The sequence below is a fragment of the Pantoea sp. X-Soil-ISGK-355 genome (genome assembly GCF_059730805.1).
The window spans coordinates 2,838,421-2,863,810 of sequence record NZ_AP035971.1 but is presented as its reverse complement, the minus strand read 5'-3'; the positions used below and the strand labels follow the sequence as shown (position 1 = coordinate 2,863,810).

Sequence of the window (25,390 nt, the reverse complement as noted above, 5' to 3'; positions counted from 1 at the left end):
AGAATCACCCGGGCGATTGCAGTTTTTTTCATCGCCGCTTTTATGGATGCAGAAAAAGAAAACCGCTACGCAAACGTTTTCTTTTTCTGTTAGAATGCGCCCCGAACTGGATGCAGGGGTGCAATTGCACTGGCGCTGGAAGAGTTCATGATCTGGATTGATTACGTCATTATTGCGGTAGTTGGTTTTTCGGCTCTGGTCAGCCTGGTTCGTGGGTTTGTCCGGGAAGCCTTATCTCTTGTTACCTGGGGATGCGCGTTTTTTGTCGCCAGTCATTACTACGCCTACCTTGCAGTCTGGTTTACAGGTTTTGACGACGAACTGGTTCGTAACGGTATTGCCATCGGTGTGCTGTTTGTGGCGACGCTGATTGTGGGTGCCATTGTGAACTACGTTATCGGCACGCTGGTAGAAAAAACCGGCCTGTCGGGAACCGACCGGGTGTTGGGCGTCTGTTTCGGGGCGTTGCGTGGTGTGCTGATCGTAGCCGCTTTGCTGTTCTTCCTTGATACATTCACTGGCTTTTCCAAAAGTCCGGACTGGCAACAGTCTCAACTCATTCCCGAGTTCAGTTATATCATCAGGTGGTTCTTTGATTACCTGAAAAGCACGTCGAGTTTTTTACCCCGGTGATGTGACCGGGTGTGCGGCTAAATGAGGAAATGACAACATGTGCGGTATTGTCGGTATCACCGGTTTCATGCCGGTCAACCAGTCGATCTATGACGCGTTAACGGTGCTCCAGCACCGCGGGCAGGATGCCGCAGGCATTTGTACTATCGATGCGCTGAAATGTTTTCGCCTGCGAAAGGCAAACGGCCTGGTCAGCGACGTTTTCGAAGCACGCCACATGCAGCGACTGCAGGGCAATATGGGGATCGGTCACGCGCGTTATCCCACCGCAGGCAGCTCAAGTGCCTCTGAAGCGCAGCCATTTTATGTAAACTCCCCGTATGGCATTACCCTGGCGCACAACGGTAATCTGACCAACGCACATGTGCTGCGTAAGCACCTGTTTGAAAAGGGTCGCCGCCACGTTAACACCACTTCAGATTCTGAAATCCTGCTGAATATTTTTGCGCAGGAGTTAGATCGTTTCCAGAACGATCCGCTGGAAGCTGACAACATTTTTGCTGCGGTGGCTGCCGTACATCAGCAGGTGCGCGGTGCCTACGCCGTCGTAGCGATGATTATCGGCCACGGCATGGTGGCCTTCCGCGACCCTAACGGCATCCGTCCGCTGGTGCTGGGCAAGCGCGTTATCGCCGATGGCCGCATCGAATATATGGTCGCCTCCGAGAGCGTCGCGCTGGATACGCTGGGCTTTGAGTTCATCCGTGACGTTGCTCCGGGTGAAGCGGTTTATGTCACTGAAGCAGGCCAGCTTTCGACCCGTCAGTGTGCTGAAAACCCAAAAAGCAATCCGTGCCTGTTCGAGTATGTCTACTTTGCGCGTCCGGACTCCTTCCTGGACAAGATTTCGGTCTACAGCGCCCGTGTCCGCATGGGCACCAAGCTGGGCGAGAAAATTGCCCGCGAGTGGGAAGATCTCGATATCGACGTCGTGATTCCGATTCCGGAAACCTCTACCGATATCGCGCTGGAAATCGCCCGTATTCTTGACAAGCCTTATCGCCAGGGCTTCGTGAAAAACCGTTACGTTGGTCGTACCTTTATCATGCCAGGCCAGCAGTTACGCCGCAGCGCGGTGCGCCGCAAGCTCAACGCGAACCGCGCTGAATTCCGTGATAAAAATGTGCTGCTGGTGGATGACTCTATCGTACGCGGTACCACCTCAGAGCAGATCATTGAGATGGCGCGTGAAGCGGGTGCGAAACGGGTTTACCTGGCCTCAGCGGCACCGGAAATTCGTTTCCCGAACGTCTACGGCATCGATATGCCGAGCGCCACGGAACTGATTGCGCACGGCCGCGAAGTCGAAGAGATTCGACAGCTGATTAAAGCCGATGCACTGATTTTCCAGGATCTCGACGATCTGATCGAAGCGGTGCGTGAGGAGAATCCGGACATTGCACAATTTGAGTGCTCGGTGTTCAACGGCATTTACGTGACGAAAGATGTCGACCAGCAGTATCTGGAGTATCTGGAGTCGCTGCGTAATGACGATGCCAAAGCGCTTCAGCGCCAGAACGAAGTCGAAAACCTTGAGCTGCACAACGAAGGCTGATATCCAGCCATAATCGGGCAGCATAAAACAGGGCGGGAGCAATCCCGCCCTGTTTGTTTTCAGAAACCCGCTGGCCGCGTATGATGGCCCATTGGCTGACATAAGGTTGGAATATGAAACGACTCATCATTGGCATCTCTGGCGCAAGCGGGGTGATCTATGGCGTGCGCATGCTGCAGGTGTTGCAGCAGGTGGAAGAGGTAGAAACACATCTGGTCATGAGTCAGGCGGCGCGTCAGACGCTGGGGCTGGAGAGCGACTATTCGCTGCGTGACGTGCAGGCGCTGGCCGATGTGGTGCATGACGTGCGCGATATTGCAGCAAATATCTCATCTGGATCGTTTAAAACGCTGGGCATGGCGATTTTACCCTGCTCAATGAAAACGCTCTCTGGCATCGTCCACAGTTACAGTGACTCGTTGCTGACCCGTGCGGCTGACGTAGTGTTAAAAGAGCAGCGTAAGCTGGTGTTGTGCGTACGCGAAACCCCGCTGCATGTCGGCCACCTGCGGATGATGACCACCGCGGCCGAACTGGGTGCCATTATCATGCCGCCCGTGCCGGCATTTTATCATCGGCCTGAAACCATCGATCAGCTCATCGACCAGACTGTTAATCGGGTAATCGATCAGTTCGATATCGAATTACCGGAAGATCTCTTTATGCGCTGGCAGGGTGCATAAAGTTCCCCTGGCGCACTTATTTAGTGCATAAGCGCGCCTCGGATCACTCTTCGTGCATTTGACGCACCAAAAGTTAACAACGTCGCTTTTTCTCTTTTACTTCACTGCTATATTCCCCTCACAAACTCAGCGTTTTCGCCTGTCTGTCATCACGTTAACGGCGTGGATAACTTGCAGAACTGGCATGAAACATGCAAATTACTTTGCGCAAACACATCACGAACCACATAACAAAAAGCACTTCACTTGAGGGTAATCTATGAAAAAGCGTGTTCTGGCTCTTTCCCTGATGCTGGGCTTAACCAGTGCTGCCAGCGTCTTTGCGGCAGTTCCGGGTTCAATCCGTATCGGCACAGATCCAACTTACCCACCGTTTGAGTCGAAAGACGCGCAAGGCAAGTTAGTAGGCTTCGATATCGACCTCGCTAACGAAATCTGTAAACGCATTCATACCCAATGTACCTACGTTGAAAGCGACTTTGATGCGCTAATCCCCTCGCTGAAAGCGAAGAAAATTGATGCCATCATCTCCTCACTTTCCATCACAGCAAAACGTCAGGAAGAGATCGCCTTCTCGGAAAAACTCTATGCGGCGAACGCGCGTTTAGTCGCACCGAAGGGATCGAAAATTGAGCCGACCATTGAGTCGCTGAAAGGCAAAAACATCGGTCTGCTGCAGGGCACCACCCAGGAAACCTACGCCAATCAGAACTGGCGGCCAAAAGGGGTGAACGTTACGCCTTATGCTAACCAGGATCTGGTCTATCAGGATCTGAATGCCGGTCGTATTGATGCTGCCTTCCAGGATGAAGTGCAGGCCAGCGAAGGATTCCTGAAGCAGCCGGTCGGTAAAAATTACGCCTTCGCGGGTCCGGCCGTGAAAGATGACAAGATTTTTGGCGTCGGTACCGGCATGGGACTGCGTAAAGATGACAGCGAACTGAAAGCCGCCATCGACAAAGCTTTTGCTGATATACGTAAAGATGGCACTTACGACAAGATTGCGAAGAAATACTTCGATTTCAATGTGTACGGCGACTAATCATCCTGTCGCTTTACCCGCTGTGACCCGGCTGCCGTTGTGTCGGGCCTGAGCTGGTTCTGCCTGGCGCGGAAACCGGACAGGCTTTCTGGCGTATGGCATTCACACAGGAGAGGTAAGGCTAAACTGCCCGTCAATCACTGGCGGGCAGCGTTTCGTTTTCACCCCACGACAGGACCCTCTCGATGCTGTATGGCTATTCTGATGTAATTCTCCGGGGCACGCTGGTGACGCTGGAGCTGGCGCTCACCTCCGTCGTGCTGGCAGTGCTGCTGGGCCTGATAGGCGCAGGCGCGAAACTGTCGCGCAGCCGGCCACTGGCGATGATTTTTGAAGGCTACACCACGCTGATTCGTGGTGTGCCAGACCTCGTACTCATGCTGCTGATCTTCTATGGTCTGCAGATTGTCCTCAACCAGGTCACCGACGCACTGGGCATGGCGCAGTTTGATATCGACCCGATGGTTGCTGGTATCATCACGCTCGGCTTTATCTATGGTGCTTACTTCACCGAAACGTTCCGTGGCGCCTTTATGGCGGTGCCAAAAGGGCAGATTGAAGCGGCTACTGCGTTTGGCTTTACCGGCGCGCAGGTGTTCCGCCGCATTCTGTTTCCGGCCATGATGCGCTATGCGCTGCCGGGCATCGGAAATAACTGGCAGGTGATCCTGAAAGCTACCGCGCTGGTTTCGCTGCTGGGGCTGGAAGATGTGGTGAAGGCAACGCAGCTGGCGGGGAAAAGTACCTGGCAGCCGTTCTACTTCGCCATTGTCGCCGGTGTGATCTATCTGGTGTTCACTACGCTGTCGAACGGCGTGCTGTGGTGGCTGAACCGCCGCTATACGGTCGGTGTGAAGAGGGCGAGTTATGATTGAGATTATTCAGGAATACTGGAAATCGCTGCTCTGGACGGACGGCTATCGTTTTACCGGTGTGGCTATCACCCTGTGGCTGTTAATTCTCTCCGTCACCATTGGCGGCTGTCTGGCCATTCTGCTGGCGATAGCCCGGGTTTCGCCAAACCGTTTTATCAGCTTTCCGGTCTGGCTCTTTACCTACGTCTTTCGCGGCACGCCGCTCTATGTGCAGCTGCTGGTGTTCTACTCCGGCATGTACACGCTGGAGATTGTGAAAGGCACTGAACTGCTGAATGCCTTTTTCCGCAGTGGTCTGAACTGTACGCTGCTCGCCTTCACCCTCAACACCTGCGCCTACACCACGGAAATTTTTGCCGGTGCGATTCGCTCGGTGCCACACGGTGAAATTGAGGCGGCACGGGCGTACGGCTTCTCTACTTTTAAACTTTATCGCTGCATTATCCTGCCATCGGCGCTGCGTACGGCACTGCCGGCCTACAGCAACGAAGTGATTCTGATGCTGCACTCCACGGCGCTGGCCTTCACCGCCACCGTGCCGGATCTGCTGAAAATCGCGCGGGATATTAACTCGGCGACCTATCAGCCGTTTACCGCCTTTGGTCTGGCGGCTGTGTTGTACCTGATTATCTCTTACGTGTTGATCAGCCTGTTCCGCCTGGCGGAACGTCGCTGGCTGGCCCACGTGAAACCCTCTTCATCGCATTGAGAAGAACTATGGCTGACAATAAATTAAGCGTCACCGAATTGCATAAACGTTACGGTGAACATGAAGTGCTGAAAGGGGTCTCGTTAACTGCTAAAGCGGGCGATGTGATTAGTATCATTGGATCGTCCGGTTCAGGGAAAAGTACCTTTTTACGCTGCATTAACTTCCTCGAAAAACCGAGTGAAGGCAGCATCATGGTGAATAACCAACAAATTACCTTAGTCCGTGACAAAGATGGTCAGCTCAAAGTGGCTGACAAAGAGCAGCTGCGCGCGTTACGTACCAGCCTGACCATGGTGTTCCAGCACTTTAATCTGTGGAGTCACATGACCGTGCTGGAAAACGTGATGGAAGCGCCGATTCAGGTGCTGGGGCTGAGCAAAGCGGCGGCGCGTGAGCGTGCCATCAAATACCTCGATAAAGTCGGGATTGATGCGCGGGCGCAGGCAAAATATCCGGTGCACCTTTCTGGTGGTCAGCAGCAGCGTGTGTCGATTGCGCGCGCGCTGGCGATGGAGCCAGAAGTGTTGCTGTTTGACGAACCCACTTCGGCGCTTGATCCGGAACTGGTCGGGGAAGTACTGCGCATCATGCAGAAGCTGGCGGAAGAAGGAAAAACTATGGTGGTGGTGACCCACGAGATGGAGTTTGCCCGTCACGTCTCAAATCACGTGATTTTCCTGCATCAGGGAAAAATCGAAGAGCAGGGTCCGCCTGCGGAGGTGTTCGGCAGCCCGAAAAGTCCGCGTTTACAGCAGTTCCTCAAGGGATCGCTGAAGTAACGGTTATCGGGGAGGACAGGTGCGGGAAGCAGGACTCCGGCGTTACGTGCCCTGCGCCGGTACGCTGCCTGCCCGCTGCTTCACGTCTGCAGTAACTTCAGCGCCGTGTCCTCATCGGTCACCAGACCCGATACCCAGCCGCCCTGTAAGGCGGCTCGGATCGCCGGGTACTTGCGTTCGCTACCGGCAAAGCCAATGATTTTGCGTTGTGTCTGACTTTCCAGATGCACGCTGGTCAGGAGTTCATCCGTTTCCCCCCACACGCGTTCACCCTGCTGATTGAAAAAGTGACCGAGCATCTCGCCTGCGACGCCACGCGCATTCAGCGCCTCAACCTGCGCATCGGTAATAAATCCCTCGGCGTTCAGTGGACAGCCTGGCATCACTTCGCCAATCCCGACAAAGGCTACGTCTGCCCGTAAGGCGCGTTCGGTGACGCGCTGGTAGACCTTATGCTGCACCCACATCGCTTTATCCTCAGGCGTGTCGGCGTAGAGGGGGGCCGGAATAAAGAAATACTTACCCTGCATCTTTTCGGCCATCTTCAGCGGGACATCATAACGTGTTCCGGAATCATCCCGCGCGATGGCGCCAATCATCGAAACGCAATGATGCTGCGGGCGATCCACCCAGGGTAACGCGTCGATGATAGAGCGTAAGGTTTTACCGGAACCAATACCAAAGACCTGTGGCGCTTCCTCACTGATGAACTGTGCCATCACCGCCGCCCCTTCGACTGCCAGCATTTGCTGAATGGCATCCTCGTTCAGACTGGCCGAGGGCACGACGCGACAGAGATCCAGACCAAACTTCTCCTTGACCTCACGCGCCAGCTGCAGACAGTGCGTGACGGGATGATCGATTTTTACGTTTACCATGCCCATTTCACGAGCACTGGATACCAGACGCTGCGCCACCTGGCGCGATAATCCCAGTGCCTGCGCAATCTCCTGCTGTGTCACGCCCGCAACGTAATACATCCACGCGGCACGCGCGGCCAGCTCCTGCTTTTTCTCTTCTCTGCTCATCACGCTGTTCCGTCGAATTCAGGGAGACATCTTAACGCGAGCCGTGCAAAAAGCGCTAATCGGGCAAAAGCCCAATACAAGAGCAAAAGCATTATTTGTGACAGAGCTCGCAGAAGGGTCTGCGTGATGAACACTATGCTAACGGCTATCGGGCAAATGCCCCTCATCGTGGCAAATGTTTAATCGAGGCGATTATGACCAATCAATCCGTGTGGATGCATATCGGCGCAGGATCTTTTCATCGGGCACATCAGGCGTGGTATCTGCATCAGTTGCGTAAGCAGGGCGACGAAAGCTGGGGCATCGCGCTGGGCAATATCCGCCAGGACGCCGCGCCGCTGCTTGATCAGCTCGCGCAGCAGCAGGGCGAATATGTGCTGGAAACCGTGACGCCTGAAGGTGAGCGCGACTATGAAACCATCACGTCGCTGCGCAAAATTTTGCCCTGGGACAGCGACATCAGCGCGCTGATTGAGCAGGGCGCGCGTGCGGAAACGCGTGTGATTAGCTTCACCGTGACTGAAGCAGGCTACTACCTGACGCCCGCGTTTACGCTGGATCTCAGTCAGGCGGACGTGAAGGCCGATCTGGGTGGCGATATCCGCACCCTCTACGGCGCACTCAGCCGCATTCTGACACAGCGAGTTGCCGAGGGCGGGGCACCGGTCACGCTGCTGAACTGCGACAATCTGCGGCACAATGGTGAGCGTTTCCGTGACGCCTTCCTGGCGTTTCTGACTGCCAAAGGCGATACCACGCTGGCCGACTGGGTGCGTGCACAGACCCGTTCACCGAATACCATGGTCGATCGCATAACGCCGCGACCCACCCCGCAGGTGGCCGAACGCGTGCAGGCGGCGACCGGCAAACAGGATGGCGCAGCAGTAATGGCCGAATCTTTTATTCAGTGGGTCATTGAGGATGATTTCATTGCCGGACGCCCGGCACTGGAAAAGGCGGGCGTAGAGCTGGTGGAATCGGTGCTGCCGTGGGAAGAAGCGAAAATTCGCATCCTCAATGCGACCCATGCCGCGATTGCCTGGGCGGGCACGCTGATTGGGCTGAACTATATTGATGAGAGCACCCGTCATCCGGCCATTTATCAACTGGCGCACGACTACGTGACCCAGGATGTCATTCCCTCACTTTCGCCCAGCCCGCTCGATCTGGCGGATTATCGCGATGTGGTGCTGGCCCGCTTCAGTAATCCCTATATTCAGGACACCAATCAGCGCGTCGGTGCCGATGGCTTGTCCAAAATTCCCGGCATGGTGACGCCAACCCTGCAGGCGTGTTACCAGCGCGGCGTGCAGCCGGCCGCAACGGCGGTGATCCCGGCACTCTTCTTCCTGTTTATGCAGCGTTGGGCCAGTGACGACTTACCCTATCCCTATCAGGATGGTGCGCTTCAGGTCGAATTGCTGCGTAAACAGTTTGCCAGCGCCGATCCGCTCCGTGCGTTCCTGAGCGATCGCGCGCTGTTTGCGGAACTGGCGTCCGATAGGGCGTTTCATGAGCTGGTGACGCGCCGGGTGACGAGTCTGCAGCAGTGGCTGAAGCAGCCTGAACTGGCGGCGGTGTAATCATGTATCTCGGTATTGATATCGGTACTTCAGAGCTTAAAGCGCTGATCGTGAACACTCAGGGTGAGATTGTGGCGTCTCAGCACGCCACGCTCAGCGTGCAGCGTCCGCATCCTCACTGGGCAGAACAGGAACCTGAACGCTGGTGGCAAGCCTGCTGTGAGGTTCTGACGGAATTGCGTCATCATTTTCCTCAGGCATGGGCTGAGATTCGCGCGATAGGATTGTCCGGTCAGATGCACGGGGCCGTGCTGCTGGATGCCGGGGGCAGGGTGCTGCGTCCATGTATCCTGTGGAACGACACGCGCAGTGCACCGCAGTGTGAAAGGCTGGCGAAGCACCATCCCCGGATGATAGCGATCAGCGGCAATATGATTATGCCTGGCTTCACTGCACCGAAGCTCTGCTGGGTTGCGGAACATGAGCCAGAAATCTTCAGCCGCATCGATAAGGTTCTGCTGCCGAAAGATTACCTGCGCTGGCGTCTGACCGGGCGCTTTGTCACTGAGCCTTCGGATGCTGCCGGAACGCTGTGGCTCGACGTGTCACGGCGTGACTGGTCGGACGAACTGCTGGCCATCACTGGATTGAAGCGTTCCCAAATGCCTGAACTGGTGGAAGGCAGTGCAGTAAGTGGACATCTGCAGCCGACACTGGCGAGCGAGTGGGGCTTATCCACCTTAGTCAAGGTTGCAGGAGGCGGCGGGGACAATGCCGCGTCGGCCGTCGGGGTAGGTGCGGTGAACGCCGGGGATGCTTTTATCTCACTGGGGACGTCCGGGGTGATTTTTGTCGTCAATGACCGTTTACAGGCGGACCCGCAATCCGGGGTGCACGCCTTTTGCCATGCGCTACCGGGCCGCTGGCATCAGATGAGTGTGATGCTCAGCGCCGCCAGTTGTCTACGCTGGCTGTGCAATCTGCTGTCAGTGAGTGAAAGCCATCTGATGGAGGAGATGGCACAGCTCAGTGATGAACAGCTGCGTAGCGCCCCGATTTTTTTGCCCTATCTCTCCGGGGAGCGCACCCCTCACAACGATCCTGACGCCTCCGGTGCTTTCTTCAATCTGCGGCATGAAATGCCGCGCGCCCTGCTGGGCTATGCGGTGATTGAAGGCGTGGCATTTGGACTGGCTGATGGGGCAGAGGCGCTTGGCGAGGCCCGGCACCACATTCAGCAATACAGCCTCACCGGTGGGGGAGCGCGCAGCACGCTGTGGGCGCAATTGATTGCCGATGTGCTGCAACTGCCGGTTATTACCCACCCGGCCAGCGCCTCTGGCGCGCTGGGGGCGGCACGTCTGGCGTGGCTGGCTGAGGGCGGTGCTGAGCATGAGGTGTGTCTGAAGCCGCCAGTCCAGGCGCGCTATCAACCGAACAACGCTCGCGGAGCCGTGCTGCAACAGCGGCTGCGTCTGTTCCGGGAACTTTACATCCAGCAGCAACAGGTGCGTAACCTGCTGCCTGCATAACGACTAACCAAACAGAAGGTGATTGTGATGCAATCGAATGAATACTGGTTTGGCTTACCGAAAAAGATGTTCTGGGGCTTCCTCGCTATCGCCATCTTTATGGCGGGTGATGGCTTTGAAATGGCGTTTCTGTCGCGCCATATCACCGACATGGGCTTTTCGCCCGCGCAGTCTGCCGTCGTGTTCACCTTCTATGGTCTGGCAGCAGCGCTGGCAGCCTGGGCATCGGGCGTGGTCGCCGAGCTGATCACGCCGCAGCGCGCGATGCTGATTGGCTTTGTGCTGTGGATCGTCATGCATGCACTGTTTATGTCGCTTGGGCTTGGGCTGCGTAATTATCCCCTTATGGTGCTGTTTTACGGCATTCGCGGGCTGGCTTATCCGCTGTTTATCTACTCTTTCATGATGATGCTGGTGCAGGTCTTACCGCGCGAGAAACTGGCGGCGGCGACCGGCTGGTTCTGGGCGATGTATTCAATCGGCATTGGCGTGGTGGGCAGCTATCTGCCCAGTCTGACCATTCCGATGCTGGGGGAGACCGGAACGCTGTGGCTGGCCATCATCTGGGTCGCCTGTGGTGGGATTCTTGCCTGGTTCAGCCTGCGCAACGTGCCGGTAGATCGTTCCCGCGTGAATCTGCCGATGCGTGAGAAGATGACAGAGATGTCGCGTGCCGTGACCATCCTGTTCACCAATCAGCATGTCTTTTATGCCTGCCTGATTCGCATCATCAACACGCTGTCGCTGTTTGGTTTCGCCATTATCATGCCACTGCTGTTTGTCGACCGTCTCGGCTTTACCCTTTCTGAATGGCTACAGATCTGGGCGGTGTTCTTCTTTGTTACCATCTTTACGAATATCTTCTGGGGCCTCACCGGTGAGAAGCTAGGCTGGATCCGTCAGGTACGCTGGTTTGGTTGCCTGGGCATGGCTATCTCCAGCCTGACATTCTATTACCTGCCGCTGCATGCGGGGCATAATTTCTGGGTCGCATTAATTCCTGCGGTCATGCTGGGGATCTTTGTTGCCGCGTTTGTGCCGATGACCGCCGTCTTTCCGACGCTGGAGCCGCATCACAAAGGGGCAGCGGTCTCGATTTACAATCTCTCCGCGGGACTCAGTAACTTTGTGGCACCGGCTATCGCCTCCATCATGCTGCCATTCTTCGACATCGTCGGAGTGGTATGGGCCTATACCGCGCTGTATGTGTTCGCTGGCGTGCTGACCTTTATTATCCGCGTGCCACAACCGGGGCACACGCGGGAAGAGAAGGCAATGCAGTCGCGGGTGGCCGGACAGCGTAGCTAATTACCCCTGCGGCGGCCCTGGGCCGCTGCAGGGTTATCCTGCGACATCCTGTAAGGCTTCCTGCAAATCGTACCAGCGGAAGCCGAAACCAGAGGCTTCCAGCCGCTTTGGCAGCACATGCTGTCCTCCCAACACCAGTACCGACGATTCGCCCATCATGAGCTTAATGGCGCTGGCTGGCGTGCGCATAAAGGCCGGACGATGCATCACCCGCCCCAGCGTGGCGGCAAACTGCTCATTACGTACCGCGTAAGGGGCCACCATGTTGAACGGGCCGTGCAGATCCTCATGATCCAGCAGCCAGAGAATCGCGTTGACCATGTCATCAATATGGATCCATGGCATATACTGTTTGCCACTGCCGATCGGCCCGCCCGCGCCAAACTTAAAGGGGAGTTTCATTTTACTGAGTGCGCCGCCTTCACGAGCCAGCACCACGCCGGTGCGTATCAGGCAGACGCGGGTGCGCTCACTCGCGGCGCTGAGCGCCAGCTGCTCCCAGCGGGCGCAGAGCTGATGGGTAAACTCATCCTGTCCCTGGTCCTCTTCAGTCAGCACCAGATCGCCGGTATTGCCATAGAAGCCAGTTGCCGAACCAGAAATCAGGACGGCGGGTGGCGTTGCACTGGCATTAATCAGTGAGGCAATCTGCTCGGTGATCTGCCAGCGGCTTTCGCACAGCTGCTGTTTGTGCGGCTCCGTCCAGCGCTTGTCGGCGATGGGTTCTCCCGCCAGATTAATTACCGCATCGATGTTATCCAGATTCGATTGTTGCGCCAGGCCTGACCAGAGTGCGACGTTCTCGCCCAGTTTTTCACGTGCGCTGACCACGTCACGTGTCACCACGCTTATCTGATGCCCCAGCTGTTGCAGGCGCGGGATCAGGTGTCGGCCAATCAGTCCCGTGCCACCGGTAATTAGAATGTGCATGTTGCGGCTCCCTTGATGTTTTTGTTATTTGCACCTTTCAGCATAGAAGAGTCGAGCCATTCCAGAGTGAGTCGCGTCGCGCTTTCTTATTCCGGTGGCAGAGATCGGAGCAGCTCAGCGTTGCCTTCGCAAAAAAAAATCGGTAAACATGATGCAACCCTGACAGCCAATTGAGGTAACCGATGAATTATCCGTCCATCACCCTGTGGTCAGATTCATCATTTTTCAGTCCTTACGCTATGTCTGCCTATGTTGCTCTTACCGAAAAAGGGATCCCATTCCAGCTGAAACGTGTCGATCTGTCGCAGAATCAGCAAAACGCCGCAGCATACCGCGAGCTGTCGCTGACCTGCCGTGTGCCGACTCTCCAGATTGATGACTTCCTGTTAAGCGAATCCTCGGCGATTACGGAATATCTCGAAGAGCGTTTTCCTGCCCCCGAATTTGAACGCCTCTATCCACGTGACCGTGAGAAGCGCGCCCGTGCCAGGGAGATTCAGGCCTGGCTACGCAGTGACTTCCTGTGGATCCGTCAGGAGCGTCCGACAGAAGTGTTGTTTGCTGGTGAGCGTTTTGCGCCACTGACTGCGTCAGCGCAGCAGGCGGTGGATAAACTGGTTACCGCTGTCGATCGTCTGCTGCCTGAGGGGCAACAGAACCTGTTTGGTGAGTGGTCCATCGCGGATACCGATCTGGCAGTAATGCTTAACCGGCTGGTATTACATGGCGATCCTTTGCCCGCCCGTCTGCGGCATTATGCTGAGTTTCAGTGGCAGCGCGCCTCGGTGCAGCTGTGGTTAGCAGAAAGTGGTAAAAATCGGTAACAGCCAGGGCTTGCTCAGGCTGTCGGAAGTGATTACCTTACGCCACATAAAAATAACGACGTGGCAAACTGCGTACACAACTGTACGCCAAACAGGAAAGGGTTACTGATGGTGGATCAAACTGCGGGTGACGGCATCGAGTGGGTCGATATCGTAAACGAAGAGAATGAAGTCGTTGCTCAGGCGACACGTGCGCAGATGCGTGCTCAATGCCTGCGTCACCGCGCTACCTATATTGTGGTTCATGACGGTATGGGTAAGATTCTGGTACAGCGTCGCACCGAGATAAAAGATTTTATGCCGGGCAAACTCGACGCAACCGCGGGCGGCGTGGTGCAGAGCGGTGAAGATATGCTGGAATCTGCGCGACGTGAAGCAGAAGAGGAGTTAGGGATCGCCGCGGTGCCATTTGCTGAACATGGCAAATTCTACTTCGAAGATCAGCACTGTCGTGTCTGGGGCGGTCTGTTCAGTTGTGTGTCACACGGGCCATTCGCCATGCAGGAATCGGAAGTCGATGAGATTATCTGGATGACGCCCGATGAGATCACCGCGCGTTGTGATGAGTTCACCGATGATTCGCTGAAAGCGCTCTCCCTGTGGATGAGCCGCAACGGCGATAACCGGGCCTGAAAACAGGCGCCTTAATTCAGGTTATTCATCTGCATCAGACCGGGCCGCTTTGTTACCGGCGAAAAAAAGGCATGCTCTGGGGCATGCCTTTTTCGTTATGACCAGCCGTTTAGCCTTCAGCCTGCTGAGACTGAATGGCGGTCAGGGCGATGGTGTAGACGATGTCATCCACCAGCGCACCGCGAGACAGGTCATTAACCGGCTTACGCATACCCTGCAGCATCGGTCCGATGGAGATCAGATCGGCTGAACGCTGTACTGCTTTGTAGGTGGTGTTACCGGTGTTGAGATCCGGGAAGATAAACACAGTAGCGCGCCCGGCAACCTGGGAATTCGGCGCTTTAGATTTCGCCACATCTTCCATGATCGCGGCGTCATACTGCAGCGGACCATCGATCACCAGATCAGGACGTTTCTCCTGCGCAATGCGCGTTGCTTCACGCACTTTCTCAACGTCGCTGCCCGCACCTGACGTGCCAGTAGAGTAGGAGATCATCGCAACACGCGGATCGATACCAAAGGCGCTGGCAGAATCAGCTGACTGGATAGCGATCTCAGCCAGCTGCTCAGCGGTCGGATCCGGGTTAATGGCACAATCACCGTAAACCAGCACCTGCTCCGGCAGCAGCATAAAGAACACCGAGGATACCAGTGAGCTGTTAGGCGCGGTTTTGATCAACTGCAGCGGCGGACGAATGGTGTTGGCGGTCGTATGAACCGCACCTGACACCAGGCCATCCACTTCGCCGCTCTCCAGCATCATGGTGCCGAGTACCACGTTATCTTCCAGCTGCTCCTGAGCGACGACCTCGGTCATGCCTTTGCTCTTACGCAGCTCAACCAGACGCGGCACATAGTTTTCACGAACCTGTTCCGGGTCAACAATCTCAACGCCTTTGCCCAGTTCAACACCCTGAGCCGCAGCGACACGCTGAATCTCCTCCGGGTTACCTAACAGTACGCAGGTGGCGATGCCGCGTTCAGCACAGATAGCAGCCGCTTTAACCGTACGCGGCTCATCACCCTCTGGCAGCACCACGCGTTTGCCCGCTTTACGCGCCAGCTCGGTAAGCTGATAGCGGAAGGCGGGTGGTGACAGGCGACGGCTGCGTTCAGATGTGGCGGTCAGTGACTCAATCCACTCTGCATTAATGTAGCTGGCGACATATTCCTGCACTTTCTCGATGCGCTGCGTGTCATCAGCAGGCACTTCAAGATTAAAGCTCTGCAGGCTCAGTGAGGTCTGCCAGGTATTGGTTTTCACCATAAACACCGGCAGGCCGGTCTGGAAGGCGCGGTCGCAGAGACGGGCAATGCGATCGTCAATCTCGTAGTTACCGGTCAGCAGGATTGCGCCAATCTCAATGCCGTTCATCGCGGCCAGACAGGCGGCGACCAGCACATCCGGACGGTCAGCAGAAGTCACCAGCAGTGAGCCAGGACGAAAATGCTCCAGCATGTGCGGAATACTGCGGGCGCAGAAGGTAACAGATTTAACCCGGCGAGTCTGAATCTCACCTTCATTGATGATGCGAGCATCCAGGTGGCGGCACATATCGATCGCGCGGGTAGCAATCAGATCAAAGCTCCACGGCACGCAGCCCAGCACCGGCAGCGGACTGTCTGAGAACAGTTGCTTAGGATCGATATTGGCAATACTGGCTTTTGATGAGTCATCAAAGATTTCTGACAGGTCAGGGCGGGTACGTCCCTGATCGTCAACCGGTGCGTTGAGTTTGTTGATGATCACGCCAGTGATATTTTTGTTCTTCTGACCGCCGAAGCTGCTTTGCGTCAGTTCAATGCGCTCTTTCAGCTGTGCCGGAGAGTCATTGCCCAGCGCCATCACGAAGACGATTTCCGCGTTCAGGGTTTTCGCGATTTCATAGTTCAGCGCGTTGGCGAACTGATGCTTACGGGTTGGAACCAGACCTTCAACCAGCACCACTTCCGCATCCTGGGTGTTGGCATGGTAACGGGAGATGATCTCTTCCATCAGCACATCCTGCTGGTTGGAGCCCAGCAGTGACTCAACACGCGACATCTGCAGCGGTTCTGCGGCAGGAATCGAGGAGTTCTTACGGATGATGGTGGTGGTTTGATCCGGGGTGTCGCCGCCAGCACGTGGCTGAGCAATTGGCTTAAAGACGCTAAGGCGAACGCCTTTACGTTCCATGGCGCGAATAACGCCAAGGCTGACGCTGGTCAGGCCGACGCTGGTGCCGGTCGGAATGAGCATAATTGTACGTGACACGTTTGAACCTCTCAGTAGTGGCAGGGTGTCAAAAACAACTCCGTCAGCCTGAGCTGACGGAGAGAAGTATTTTACGCAGTCAGACGCGCGGCGTCCTGGGCAATGACCAGCTCTTCGTTGGTCGGAATGACCAGCGCCGGGCGGGTGCCTTCTTTATTGATGTAACCTGACTTGCCGAAACGGGCCGCCAGGTTGCGCTCGTGGTCGACGTCGAAGCCCAGCAGTGCCAGTTTTTTCAGTGAAAGCTCACGGACCATCGCGGCATTTTCACCGATGCCGCCAGTGAACACGACGGCGTCAAGACGGCCATCCATCAGCGCGGTGTAGCTGCCGATATATTTCGCCAGGCGATGACAGAAGACATCCATTGCGCGCTTCGCATCTTCTTTGGTGGTGTAGTTGTCTTCTACGTAGCGGCAGTCGCTGGTGACTTCGGTCAGACCTAACAGGCCTGACTCTTTGGTCAGCAGTTTATTGATGGCGTCAACGCTCATACCCAGCGTATCGTGCAGGAAGAAGATGATCGCGGGATCGATGTCGCCACTGCGGGTTCCCATCACCAGACCTTCCAGCGGAGTCAGACCCATTGAGGTGTCTACGCACTCGCCGTTACGAATGGCAGAAACTGAACCACCATTACCGAGGTGACAGGTGATAATGTTCAGGGACTCAAGCGGCTTATTAAGCATTTTGGCGGCTTCGTGAGTCACATAGAAATGGCTGGTGCCATGCGCGCCATAGCGACGAACGCCATGCTCTTTATATAATTTGTACGGTAGCGCATAGAGATAAGACTCTTCCGGCATTGTCTGATGGAAAGCGGTGTCGAATACCGCGACATTCTTATCTGACAGGTGCGGGAAGTTTTTCATCGCTTCATCAATACCGATCAGATGAGCCGGATTGTGCAGCGGTGCAAAAGAGGAGGCGTCTTTGATGCCCTGTACCACGTCTTCAGTGATGATGACTGACTGCGTCAGCTTCTCGCCGCCATGTACGATACGATGGCCGATTGCAGCAATTTGTGCCGAAAGCTCAGGTTTTTGTGCCAGAATGGTTTTAACGATAAAGTTCAGCGCTTCGCTGTGCGCTGCGCCAGCACCCAGAGGCGCTTCCTGTTTTTCGCCTTCCAGCTTCCATTTGATGCGGGCTTCAGGAAGATGGAAACATTCCGCCAGGCCTGACAGGAACTCTTCACCGCTGGCAGGGTTAAGGATGGCAAACTTGAGGGAAGAGCTGCCACAGTTCAGAACCAGAACTAACTTACTCGACATGGAAGTACCTATTTTTTGAGAGTGGCTAAATATAACGCAATCAGACTATCAGCGTAGCCCATGAAAGCTGGTAGATTAATGACAAACATCATGCGGTAGACAGAAATTCTCAATTCCGCAAAAAATTTTAGCAATCTTACGTGAAAATTTTAAGATTGCCTTGTCGAAATATGGCTCAGGCCTCTTCCCAAAGGCGCATTCCGCTCCCGGAGAGGTTTAAAACGGCGTCAGAATAGCCGGAGTCCTCTTTAAAGACAAAAATAATTGAAGGTTGTTACGTAAAGTTGTGTCTTTATAACTATTTTTTAATCTTTGCAGCATTAGTTGAGGTGAGCCATGGCGAATGAATCTGGCAGTACCAATTGGTTTCGGATGTTTCAGCGCGGCCAACACTATATGAAGACCTGGCCCGCTGATAAGCGCCTGGCCCCGGTGTTCCCGGAAAACCGCGTTTCATCGGCAACGCGTTTCGCCATTCGCTTTATGCCACCTCTGGCGATTTTTACGCTGACCTGGCAGATTGCGATGGGCGGTCAGTTAGGTCCGGCAGTAGCAACGGCGCTGTTTGCCTGCAGCCTGCCGATGCAGGGACTGTGGTGGCTGGGTAAGCGTTCAGTAACGCCGCTACCGCCTACGCTGCTTAACTGGTTTCATGAAGTGCGTGCCCGGCTGGAAGAAGCGGGGCAGGCGATAGCACCGGTAGAAGGCAAGCCGACTTATCAGGCACTGGCCGATCTGCTTAAGCGGGCGTTTAAACAACTCGACCGCACCTTCCTCGACGATCTCTGACCCATCCCGGGCTGGCGGTAAAATAGTTGCCGCTAACCTGCGGCTAAATCAAAGAAAGACGATACGGCGATTCCCGTGTTGCTAACGCTGTGCAATCATTTCTTCATTGTCGATTAACTGAGCGGTCTCTGACCGGGAGTAAATGATGGAAATGACCCATGCGCAGCGTCTGATTCTTACCAACCAGTACAAAATCATGACCATGCTTGAGCCGGAAAACGCTGAACGTTTTCGCCGTTACCAGACCATTATCGAACGCGGTTATGCGCTGCAGATGCGCGAGCTGGATAAAGAGTTTGGCGAACTGAGTGAAGCGATCTGCCGGACAGTGATCGACATAATGGAGATGCATCACGCACTGCACGTCTCCTGGTCGAATCTTAAAGAGAAAAGTCAGGTTGAGGAGCGCCGTCTCGCCTTTCTGGGCTTTGATGCGGCAACAGAAGCACGCCTGCTGGGCTACGTCCGTTTTATGGTCAATACCGAAGGGCGTTATACCCACTTCGATTCCGGTACACACGGTTTTAACGCGCAGACCCCGATGTGGGAAAAGTATCAACGGATGTTAGCTTTGTGGCAGACTTGTCCGCGCCAGTACCATTTAAGTGCAAACGAAATTGCGCAAGTGATTAATGCCTGATGAGGAGAAGCGCGTGACCTACAGAGGTTTTCTATTTGATTTAGACGGCACGCTGGTAGATTCACTGCCAGCGGTTGAACGAGCCTGGAGCCAGTGGGGTGCCCGTCATGGTATCGCCGCTGATGAGATCCTGGATTTCATCCATGGCAAACAGGCGATTACCTCTCTGCGTCATTTCATGGCAGGCCAGTCGGAAGAGGCTATCCAGGCAGAGTTTGTCGCGCTGGAGCAGGCTGAAGCGGCAGACACCGACGGTGTGCAGGCGCTGCCAGGCGCCCATGCGCTGCTGAACCGGCTGAATGAGTTGCAGATTCCCTGGGCGATAGTCACCTCTGGCTCGGTGCCGGTCGCTCATGCCCGTCACAAAGCGGCAGGATTACCGAAGCCCGCCGTGTTCATTACCGCTGAGCAGGTCGCTAAAGGCAAACCTGAGCCCGATCCTTACCTGCTTGGTGCGGAGAAGCTGGGGTTAGCGGCGACGTCATGTGTGGTGGCAGAAGATGCACCCGCGGGTATTTTATCCGGCCTGAACGCGGGTTGTGCGGTAATTGCCATCAATGCTCCGGCGGAGACACCGCGGCTGGATGACGTGGCGCTTCGGCTCGACTCACTGGCGTCTCTGGTTGTCACCCGCGAGTCTGACGGCAGCTTTACCTTCAGCCAGCAGGCTTAAAGATTTGCCCGGCGGCCAGGCCGTCGGGTTTACAGTGGCGTATCCTGCGAAATTTCATCCAGCGACAGGCTGAAACTCGGAATAAACACCTCAACGAAGTAATCCATCTCCAGCGAACGCCGCTGCGCTAACGTCTTTTCCAGTCGCGCTTTGGCCAGTAAAAATTCGTTATTTCCGGCAGACAACTCCTCAAGACACTTAACGTAGGCGCAGAGTGCATCCGCCTGTTTCACAACGGCCTGCTCCTCTTCACTGTGCAGATGCTCATCAATCAGCGGGCGATAGATTGCCTGAAACTCTTCCGGCAGCATCTCAATCAGCTTCTGCTGGGCAATCTTCTCGATTTTCTTATATTCGTGGGCAATCTGTGCGTTGTAATACTTAACCGGAGTGGGTAAATCGCCGGTGAGCACTTCGCTGGCGTCATGATAAAGCGCCAGCATGGCGATGCGGTCGGCATTAAGCGAGCCGCCAAATTTAAGATTTTTGATGACGGCTAGCGCGTGCGCCACCATGGCGACCTGCAGACTGTGTTCAGAAACATTCTCGGTACGCACATTGCGCATCAGTGGCCAGCGGTTGATCAGCTTAAGACGGGAGAGGTGAGCAAAGAAGTGGCTTTGTGTCATGAGCGTTCCTGTTAGCAGGCAGGGGAGAGACAGGCTCTCCCCAAATAGCATCAGTATACGCGGGCGTGATTACTGGCGATAGCCTTGCAGGAAGCGACCAAATTTATTAATCGCCATCTCCAGATCATCCACACGAGGCAGCGTAACAATGCGCAGGTGATCGGGCCATGGCCAGTTGAACGCGCTACCCTGTACCAGCAGCACCTTCTCCTGAAGGAGAAAATCCAGCACCATTTTTTGATCGTCAAAGATATTAAATTTTTTGGCGTCAATTTTTGGGAACATGTAGAGCGCGCCCTGCGGCTTCACACAGCTGACGCCGGGAATATCGTTGATCAATTCCCAGGCACGCTGGCGCTGCTCATAGAGACGACCGCCAGGCATGATAAATTCGCTGATGCTCTGGTAGCCGCCGAGCGCTGTCTGGATGGCATGCTGGGCCGGTACGTTGGCACACAGGCGCATAGACGCCAGCATCTCCAGCCCTTCAATGTAGCCTTTCGCATGTTTCTTCGGCCCGTTGAGTACCATCCAGCCCTGACGGAAGCCGGCTACACGATAGGTTTTAGACAGGCCATTGAAGGTCACGGTCAGCAGATCCGGGGCCAGGGCAGCGATGCAGTGGTGCTGTGCCTCGTCGTAAAGGATCTTGTCGTAGATCTCATCAGCAAAGATGATCAGGTTATGCTGACGCGCAATTTTAACCACTTCTAACAGCAGTTCTTTGCTGTAGACCGCGCCGGTCGGGTTATTCGGGTTGATAATTACAATACCACGGGTACGGGGTGTTATCTTGCTGCGGATATCATCCAGGTCAGGGAACCAGCCTGCTGACTCATCACACAGATAGTGCACCGCTTTTCCGCTGGAGAGGGAAACCGCAGCCGTCCACAACGGATAGTCAGGTGCTGGCACCAGCATTTCGTCGCCGCTGTTCAGTAACGCCTGCATCGCCTGGACAATGAGTTCTGAAACGCCGTTGCCAATGTAGATATCTTCTACCGTGACATCACGCATGTCGCGCGCCTGATAGTGCTGCATGATCGCTTTACGGGCGGAATAGAGCCCCTTGGAGTCGCAATAGCCCTGAGCGCTGGGAAGATTACGAATTACATCGACCAGAATCTCGTCCGGTGCTTCGAAACCGAACGGCGCCGGATTGCCGATGTTCAGTTTAAGAACTTTATTGCCTTCTTCTTCGAGGCGCTTCGCCTCTTTCAGGACCGGGCCACGGATGTCATAGCAGACGTTATCGAGTTTTCCGGATTTATCTATTTGAAAAGTCATTGTTACCGCCTTAACGGGCAGAATCCTTTTTGGCTGCCACTGAAATCGAACCAGCACAATGTACTCTCCTGCCGGTCACAAATGAAGGGTGCCGCCCCGTTTTGGCGGGTTCGACAACTTTTTAGACGGTGAGTAGCGTAAAAAAGATTTAACAAGGCGTGAGATGGTTGATAAAACCAAAAATGATGTATATAGAAATATTTTAAACTATCTAAAGGGGTGCTGAGACAACATAAGGCTCTGGTATTGTGAAATGAAATATGAACGTTATGTAAAGGACGCTTTTCTTTGCACCTGAGATATACACCCAGGTAAATAGTTAAAGGATATTTTATAAATGTTCACTTTGTGGACAATTTTATGACGCGTGCAACGTCTACGCCTTAACACTGCTTAAGAGTTGCCTGTTTAAGGCCTTGTGATCGCCGGAAAATTACCAAATGACGAGGCGTTTCTGGCGCGCATTTATCAGGATTGTGAGCAGTACTTAACACTTCTTCACTAAATTTCGGAACGCTGAAGGCTTAAAAAGTGATCAATAATGTGGCATAAGGGTCCGGAAATGCCCTTAGCACAAAATTTACAGCGCTTTTCACAAAATCATTTCCATTTTGAAGTCAAAAATGATTAAGTATAATTTATTATTTAATGCACATGGCCGCTTCGTCTTACTGGCCTGAAAAGTGCGATTTTTATCCCGCCCGATTATTTCTGGTGGGAATAAGACAACTACGCAGCTTCCTGCATTTGCGCACCCCAGCGCCATCGGTTCAGAAGTTGTATCTGTCTTGAAAAGTACTATGGATTGAAAAGCGCTATGGCCCTTTCAGGGGAGTCAACAGTGCAGGATCCACATAAATTTTTTTTGTGTCAGTCTTCACACAGGACTGTCATTAAGCACCATTACTGCTTATCACTTTGATAAGCTTGTAATAACACCAGGGTAGTAGTTCGTAAAAATCTTATAAGTGAAGAAAAAACATGACTAATGCAAATCGTCCGATACTTAATCTCGACCTCGATCTGCTGAGAACTTTCGTTGCCGTTGCGGATTTGAATACCTTTGCAGCGGCCGCTGCAGCGGTCTGCAGAACGCAGTCAGCAGTCAGTCAGCAAATGCAGCGTCTGGAACAACTGGTAGGTAAAGAGCTGTTTGCCAGACATGGACGTAACAAGCTGTTAACAGAGCACGGTATCCAGCTTTTAGGCTATGCGAGAAAAATTCTTCGTTTTAACGACGAAGCCTGCACATCTCTGATGTACAGTAACATTCAGGGCGTCCTGACCATTGGTGCCTCTGATGATACCTCTGACACTATTCTGCCTTTCCTGTTAAACCGGGTAACCTCGGTTTATCCGAAACTGGCAATCGATGTGCGGGTTAAACGTAATCCATTTATGATGGAAATGCTCAATCAGGGTGAAGTGGACCTGGTCGTGACCACCTCCAGCCCGGGCAACTTTACCTATCAGGTCCTGCGTACCTCACCTACGTTGTGGTACTGCGCAGCGGATTATATTTTCCAGCGCGGCGAAGCCATTCCATTGGTGCTGCTGGATGAGCCAAGTCCTTATCGCGATATGGCAATTGATCATCTCAATGAAGCGGGTATCCCGTGGCGTATCTCTTATGTCGCTTCCACACTGGCTGCAGTTCGTGCCGCGGTGAAAGCGGGGCTGGGCGTAACTGCGCGTCCGGTAGAGATGATGAGTCCGGAACTGCGCGTGATGGGTGCGGCGGAAGGGCTGCCGGTTCTGCCAGATACGCAATATCTGCTGTGCCGCAATCCTGACAGCGATAATGAGCTGGCGCTGGCAATCTTCAACGCCATGCAGTCCACCAATGATCCTTATAACCTGAGCAACAATCCAGATGGTACATTGCTGCTGGATGACGAAGAGTAATTTCGCTAACGTGTTGTACTCAACACTGGCGTGATTGCCTTAACAAACGCTTATACATAGGCCTCTCTTTTCCTGAACAGAATGAGAGGCTTTTTTATTTCTGACACTCTTCAGACTTTTCCCACCTGCCACTTTGCCTGATGTAAAACCCTCACTACATTTCACTCACTAACGAACTGAAACTTGCCAACCGACTAAATGAACCATTTGTTCCGGATTGCAGCTTGAGGTGAAGAAATTTAACGCAAAAAGGGCAGAACTGTGTTCTGGATCAAGAAAATACCCCTGATAAGGGGAAGGAAAACAGAGTCATACCTGTCAAAATATGTTTGTTAAATGCACGATCCATGCATGTGAATACCCGCTACACTAAAATTAACCCTACAGACTGAAGCGATTTAGCTGGAAAGCGGGGCATCATTTGTTAATAATATGATGCAGGTGTGAAATAATGTTTGGATACTTTTGTCAAAGTTGACAAAAGGTTATAGAAAGGAGTAAAAACCCCATAAAATGGCTGCTTATTACCTGATAACAGCAACATTTAAAAGGTTTTTACCCTTCCCTTGAATCGATGTGGTCAGTTTGCTGCGGGAAACGCGTGCAGGATGCCAGCGCCACTTTTGATGAGTAAGCAATGAGTATGTCAACTACCACCGAAATCATCGCTCAGCACTGGGCGTTTATCGTATTTATCGTTATTGCCTTTGGCCTGTGTGCTTTCATGCTGACCGGAGGATGGCTGCTTGGCGGCAGAGCGCGCGCCCGCTACAAAGACACGCCATTCGAATCGGGCATCGAATCCGTTGGTGATACCCATATCCGCCTCTCGGCGAAATTTTATCTGGTTGCGATGTTTTTCGTCATTTTCGACGTCGAAGCCCTCTTTTTATACGCATGGGCGACTTCAATCCGTGAAAGCGGTTGGATCGGCTTTGTGGAAGCCGCAATTTTCATTTTGGTGCTCCTGGCGGGTCTGGTCTATCTGGTACGCATTGGCGCACTGGACTGGGCGCCAGCTCGCCGTCGCGTGGTGGTGAAAACCACTACGGTCAGCCACACCAATCCTCATAAGCAGTAAAAGAGAGGCAATAAGATGGACTATACGCTCACCCGCATAGACCCGAACGGTGGTGAGAACGACCGTTATCCTCTGCAAAAGCAGGAAATCGTCAGCGATCCGCTGGAGCAGCACGTTCATCGCAGCGTTTATATGGGCAAACTCGAAAATGCCCTGCATGACATGGTGAACTGGGGACGTAAAAACTCCCTCTGGCCTTATAACTTTGGCCTGTCATGTTGTTACGTAGAGATGACAACATCGTTTACCGCGGTCCACGACGTGGCGCGTTTTGGTGCTGAAGTTATGCGTGCCTCGCCACGTCAGGCGGATTTCATGGTTATTGCCGGTACGCCATTTACTAAAATGGCTCCGGTTATTCAGCGTTTATACGATCAAATGCTGGAACCAAAATGGGTGATCTCCATGGGTGCCTGCGCCAACTCGGGCGGTATGTATGACATCTATTCGGTGGTGCAGGGCGTCGATAAATTCCTGCCGGTCGATGTTTACATTCCTGGCTGCCCGCCACGTCCTGAAGCCTACATGCAGGCACTGCTGCTGCTGCAGGAATCGATCGGCAAAGAGCGCCGTCCGCTTTCATGGGTTGTCGGCGATCAGGGCGTTTACCGCGCCAATATGCCTTCAGAGCGTGAAAGAAAACGCGGCGAGCGCATCGCAGTCACAAATCTGCGCAGCCCGGACGAAGTTTAAAACCGTATGGATGGAAAACAGCGCCTGCAGCAGAACATCACAATTTAATGCATGGCCCCATCCTGACGCCTTCATTTGAGTGCCTGAGACCAGGCCGGAATGGTGAGT

The 25,390-nt window shown here is 54.1% G+C and carries 24 protein-coding genes; 18 read left to right on the top strand and 6 right to left on the bottom strand.

Annotation, left to right across the window (positions count from 1 at the left end):
• Positions 1 to 147: 147 nt before the first annotated feature.
• The 7 genes from cvpA (at position 148) to hisP (ending at position 6,279) form a co-directional block, all read left to right on the top strand.
• Complete coding sequence (gene cvpA / locus AC6I8J_RS13070; RefSeq protein ID WP_003854265.1) at positions 148 to 633, top strand: colicin V production protein; 486 nt, start codon at positions 148 to 150, stop codon at positions 631 to 633.
• Positions 634 to 670: 37 nt separating this feature from the next.
• Entirely contained in the window at positions 671 to 2,188 is a 1,518-nt protein-coding gene (gene purF, locus AC6I8J_RS13065) for an amidophosphoribosyltransferase (protein WP_497825449.1), read from the top strand.
• Positions 2,189 to 2,301: 113 nt separating this feature from the next.
• Entirely contained in the window at positions 2,302 to 2,871 is a 570-nt protein-coding gene (locus tag AC6I8J_RS13060) for a UbiX family flavin prenyltransferase (RefSeq protein WP_013358589.1), read from the top strand.
• Positions 2,872 to 3,130: 259 nt separating this feature from the next.
• Entirely contained in the window at positions 3,131 to 3,913 is a 783-nt protein-coding gene (argT, locus tag AC6I8J_RS13055) for a lysine/arginine/ornithine ABC transporter substrate-binding protein ArgT (RefSeq protein WP_222925187.1), read from the top strand.
• A 185-nt stretch (positions 3,914 to 4,098) separates the two neighbouring features.
• The gene (locus AC6I8J_RS13050; RefSeq protein WP_033733384.1) at positions 4,099 to 4,788 is read left to right on the top strand and encodes a histidine ABC transporter permease HisQ; all 690 of its coding nucleotides are present in this window, start codon (positions 4,099 to 4,101) and stop codon (positions 4,786 to 4,788) included.
• Entirely contained in the window at positions 4,781 to 5,497 is a 717-nt protein-coding gene (locus tag AC6I8J_RS13045; protein ID WP_033733383.1) for an ABC transporter permease, read from the top strand. The genes AC6I8J_RS13050 and AC6I8J_RS13045 overlap by 8 nt, the downstream gene beginning before the upstream one ends.
• Before the next feature lie 8 nt (positions 5,498 to 5,505).
• Positions 5,506 to 6,279 carry a histidine ABC transporter ATP-binding protein HisP gene (gene hisP, locus AC6I8J_RS13040; protein ID WP_161733387.1) on the top strand — a complete coding sequence of 258 codons (774 nt, stop codon included), beginning with the start codon at positions 5,506 to 5,508 and terminating at the stop codon, positions 6,277 to 6,279.
• 80 nt (positions 6,280 to 6,359) lie between these two features.
• Here the strand turns inward: hisP and AC6I8J_RS13035 are convergent, their stop codons facing one another.
• Entirely contained in the window at positions 6,360 to 7,307 is a 948-nt protein-coding gene (locus AC6I8J_RS13035; protein WP_161733385.1) for a sugar-binding transcriptional regulator, read from the bottom strand.
• A 194-nt stretch (positions 7,308 to 7,501) separates the two neighbouring features.
• Here AC6I8J_RS13035 and dalD point away from each other — a divergent pair, with 194 nt between their 5' ends.
• Genes dalD through AC6I8J_RS13020 form a run of 3 tightly spaced genes read left to right on the top strand, consistent with a single transcriptional unit; the run spans position 7,502 to position 11,670 of the window.
• Positions 7,502 to 8,890: a D-arabinitol 4-dehydrogenase gene (gene dalD / locus AC6I8J_RS13030; RefSeq protein WP_497825448.1), complete on the top strand. Its 1,389-nt coding sequence runs from the start codon at positions 7,502 to 7,504 to the stop codon at positions 8,888 to 8,890.
• A gap of 2 nt (positions 8,891 to 8,892) precedes the next feature.
• Positions 8,893 to 10,362, top strand: a complete 1,470-nt coding sequence (gene xylB / locus AC6I8J_RS13025) for a xylulokinase (protein ID WP_497825447.1) — start codon at positions 8,893 to 8,895, stop codon at positions 10,360 to 10,362.
• 27 nt (positions 10,363 to 10,389) lie between these two features.
• Positions 10,390 to 11,670, top strand: a complete 1,281-nt coding sequence (locus AC6I8J_RS13020; protein WP_497825446.1) for an MFS transporter — start codon at positions 10,390 to 10,392, stop codon at positions 11,668 to 11,670.
• Positions 11,671 to 11,703: 33 nt separating this feature from the next.
• Here the strand turns inward: AC6I8J_RS13020 and AC6I8J_RS13015 are convergent, their stop codons facing one another.
• Positions 11,704 to 12,600: a TIGR01777 family oxidoreductase gene (locus tag AC6I8J_RS13015; RefSeq protein ID WP_161733378.1), complete on the bottom strand. Its 897-nt coding sequence runs from the start codon at positions 12,598 to 12,600 to the stop codon at positions 11,704 to 11,706.
• 182 nt (positions 12,601 to 12,782) lie between these two features.
• On the opposite strand from AC6I8J_RS13015, the gene yfcF reads away from it, so the two are divergent.
• Positions 12,783 to 13,424, top strand: coding sequence for a glutathione transferase (yfcF, locus tag AC6I8J_RS13010; RefSeq protein WP_161733376.1), 642 nt, complete (start codon positions 12,783 to 12,785; stop codon positions 13,422 to 13,424).
• A 108-nt stretch (positions 13,425 to 13,532) separates the two neighbouring features.
• Positions 13,533 to 14,057, top strand: a complete 525-nt coding sequence (yfcD, locus tag AC6I8J_RS13005; protein ID WP_003854255.1) for an NUDIX hydrolase YfcD — start codon at positions 13,533 to 13,535, stop codon at positions 14,055 to 14,057.
• Between the two features lie 109 nt (positions 14,058 to 14,166).
• Here yfcD and pta read toward each other — a convergent pair whose 3' ends face one another.
• Both pta and ackA read right to left on the bottom strand, forming a co-directional pair.
• The gene (gene pta / locus AC6I8J_RS13000; RefSeq protein WP_033733375.1) at positions 14,167 to 16,296 is read right to left on the bottom strand and encodes a phosphate acetyltransferase; all 2,130 of its coding nucleotides are present in this window, start codon (positions 16,294 to 16,296) and stop codon (positions 14,167 to 14,169) included.
• 86 nt (positions 16,297 to 16,382) lie between these two features.
• Positions 16,383 to 17,585: an acetate kinase gene (gene ackA, locus AC6I8J_RS12995; RefSeq protein ID WP_033733374.1), complete on the bottom strand. Its 1,203-nt coding sequence runs from the start codon at positions 17,583 to 17,585 to the stop codon at positions 16,383 to 16,385.
• A 336-nt stretch (positions 17,586 to 17,921) separates the two neighbouring features.
• Between ackA and yfbV the strand changes: the two genes are divergently transcribed.
• From yfbV to AC6I8J_RS12980, 3 genes are all read left to right on the top strand, one after another.
• The gene (gene yfbV, locus AC6I8J_RS12990; RefSeq protein ID WP_161733374.1) at positions 17,922 to 18,374 is read left to right on the top strand and encodes a terminus macrodomain insulation protein YfbV; all 453 of its coding nucleotides are present in this window, start codon (positions 17,922 to 17,924) and stop codon (positions 18,372 to 18,374) included.
• 145 nt (positions 18,375 to 18,519) lie between these two features.
• The gene (locus AC6I8J_RS12985; protein ID WP_497825644.1) at positions 18,520 to 19,014 is read left to right on the top strand and encodes a YfbU family protein; all 495 of its coding nucleotides are present in this window, start codon (positions 18,520 to 18,522) and stop codon (positions 19,012 to 19,014) included.
• A 13-nt stretch (positions 19,015 to 19,027) separates the two neighbouring features.
• Entirely contained in the window at positions 19,028 to 19,687 is a 660-nt protein-coding gene (locus AC6I8J_RS12980) for a sugar phosphatase (RefSeq protein WP_161733372.1), read from the top strand.
• Positions 19,688 to 19,716: 29 nt separating this feature from the next.
• On the opposite strand, the gene yfbR is transcribed toward AC6I8J_RS12980, so the two are convergent.
• Both yfbR and AC6I8J_RS12970 read right to left on the bottom strand, forming a co-directional pair.
• Complete coding sequence (gene yfbR / locus AC6I8J_RS12975) at positions 19,717 to 20,316, bottom strand: 5'-deoxynucleotidase (RefSeq protein WP_260058919.1); 600 nt, start codon at positions 20,314 to 20,316, stop codon at positions 19,717 to 19,719.
• Positions 20,317 to 20,385: 69 nt separating this feature from the next.
• Positions 20,386 to 21,603 carry a pyridoxal phosphate-dependent aminotransferase gene (locus AC6I8J_RS12970; RefSeq protein WP_497825445.1) on the bottom strand — a complete coding sequence of 406 codons (1,218 nt, stop codon included), beginning with the start codon at positions 21,601 to 21,603 and terminating at the stop codon, positions 20,386 to 20,388.
• 981 nt (positions 21,604 to 22,584) lie between these two features.
• On the opposite strand from AC6I8J_RS12970, the gene lrhA reads away from it, so the two are divergent.
• The 3 genes from lrhA to AC6I8J_RS12955 all read left to right on the top strand — a co-directional run bounded on the left by lrhA (position 22,585) and on the right by AC6I8J_RS12955 (position 25,282).
• Positions 22,585 to 23,508 carry a transcriptional regulator LrhA gene (gene lrhA / locus AC6I8J_RS12965; protein ID WP_013358575.1) on the top strand — a complete coding sequence of 308 codons (924 nt, stop codon included), beginning with the start codon at positions 22,585 to 22,587 and terminating at the stop codon, positions 23,506 to 23,508.
• 637 nt (positions 23,509 to 24,145) lie between these two features.
• Positions 24,146 to 24,589 carry an NADH-quinone oxidoreductase subunit A gene (locus AC6I8J_RS12960; protein ID WP_010258058.1) on the top strand — a complete coding sequence of 148 codons (444 nt, stop codon included), beginning with the start codon at positions 24,146 to 24,148 and terminating at the stop codon, positions 24,587 to 24,589.
• A gap of 15 nt (positions 24,590 to 24,604) precedes the next feature.
• The gene (locus AC6I8J_RS12955; RefSeq protein ID WP_003854245.1) at positions 24,605 to 25,282 is read left to right on the top strand and encodes a NuoB/complex I 20 kDa subunit family protein; all 678 of its coding nucleotides are present in this window, start codon (positions 24,605 to 24,607) and stop codon (positions 25,280 to 25,282) included.
• Positions 25,283 to 25,390: the final 108 nt, after the last annotated feature.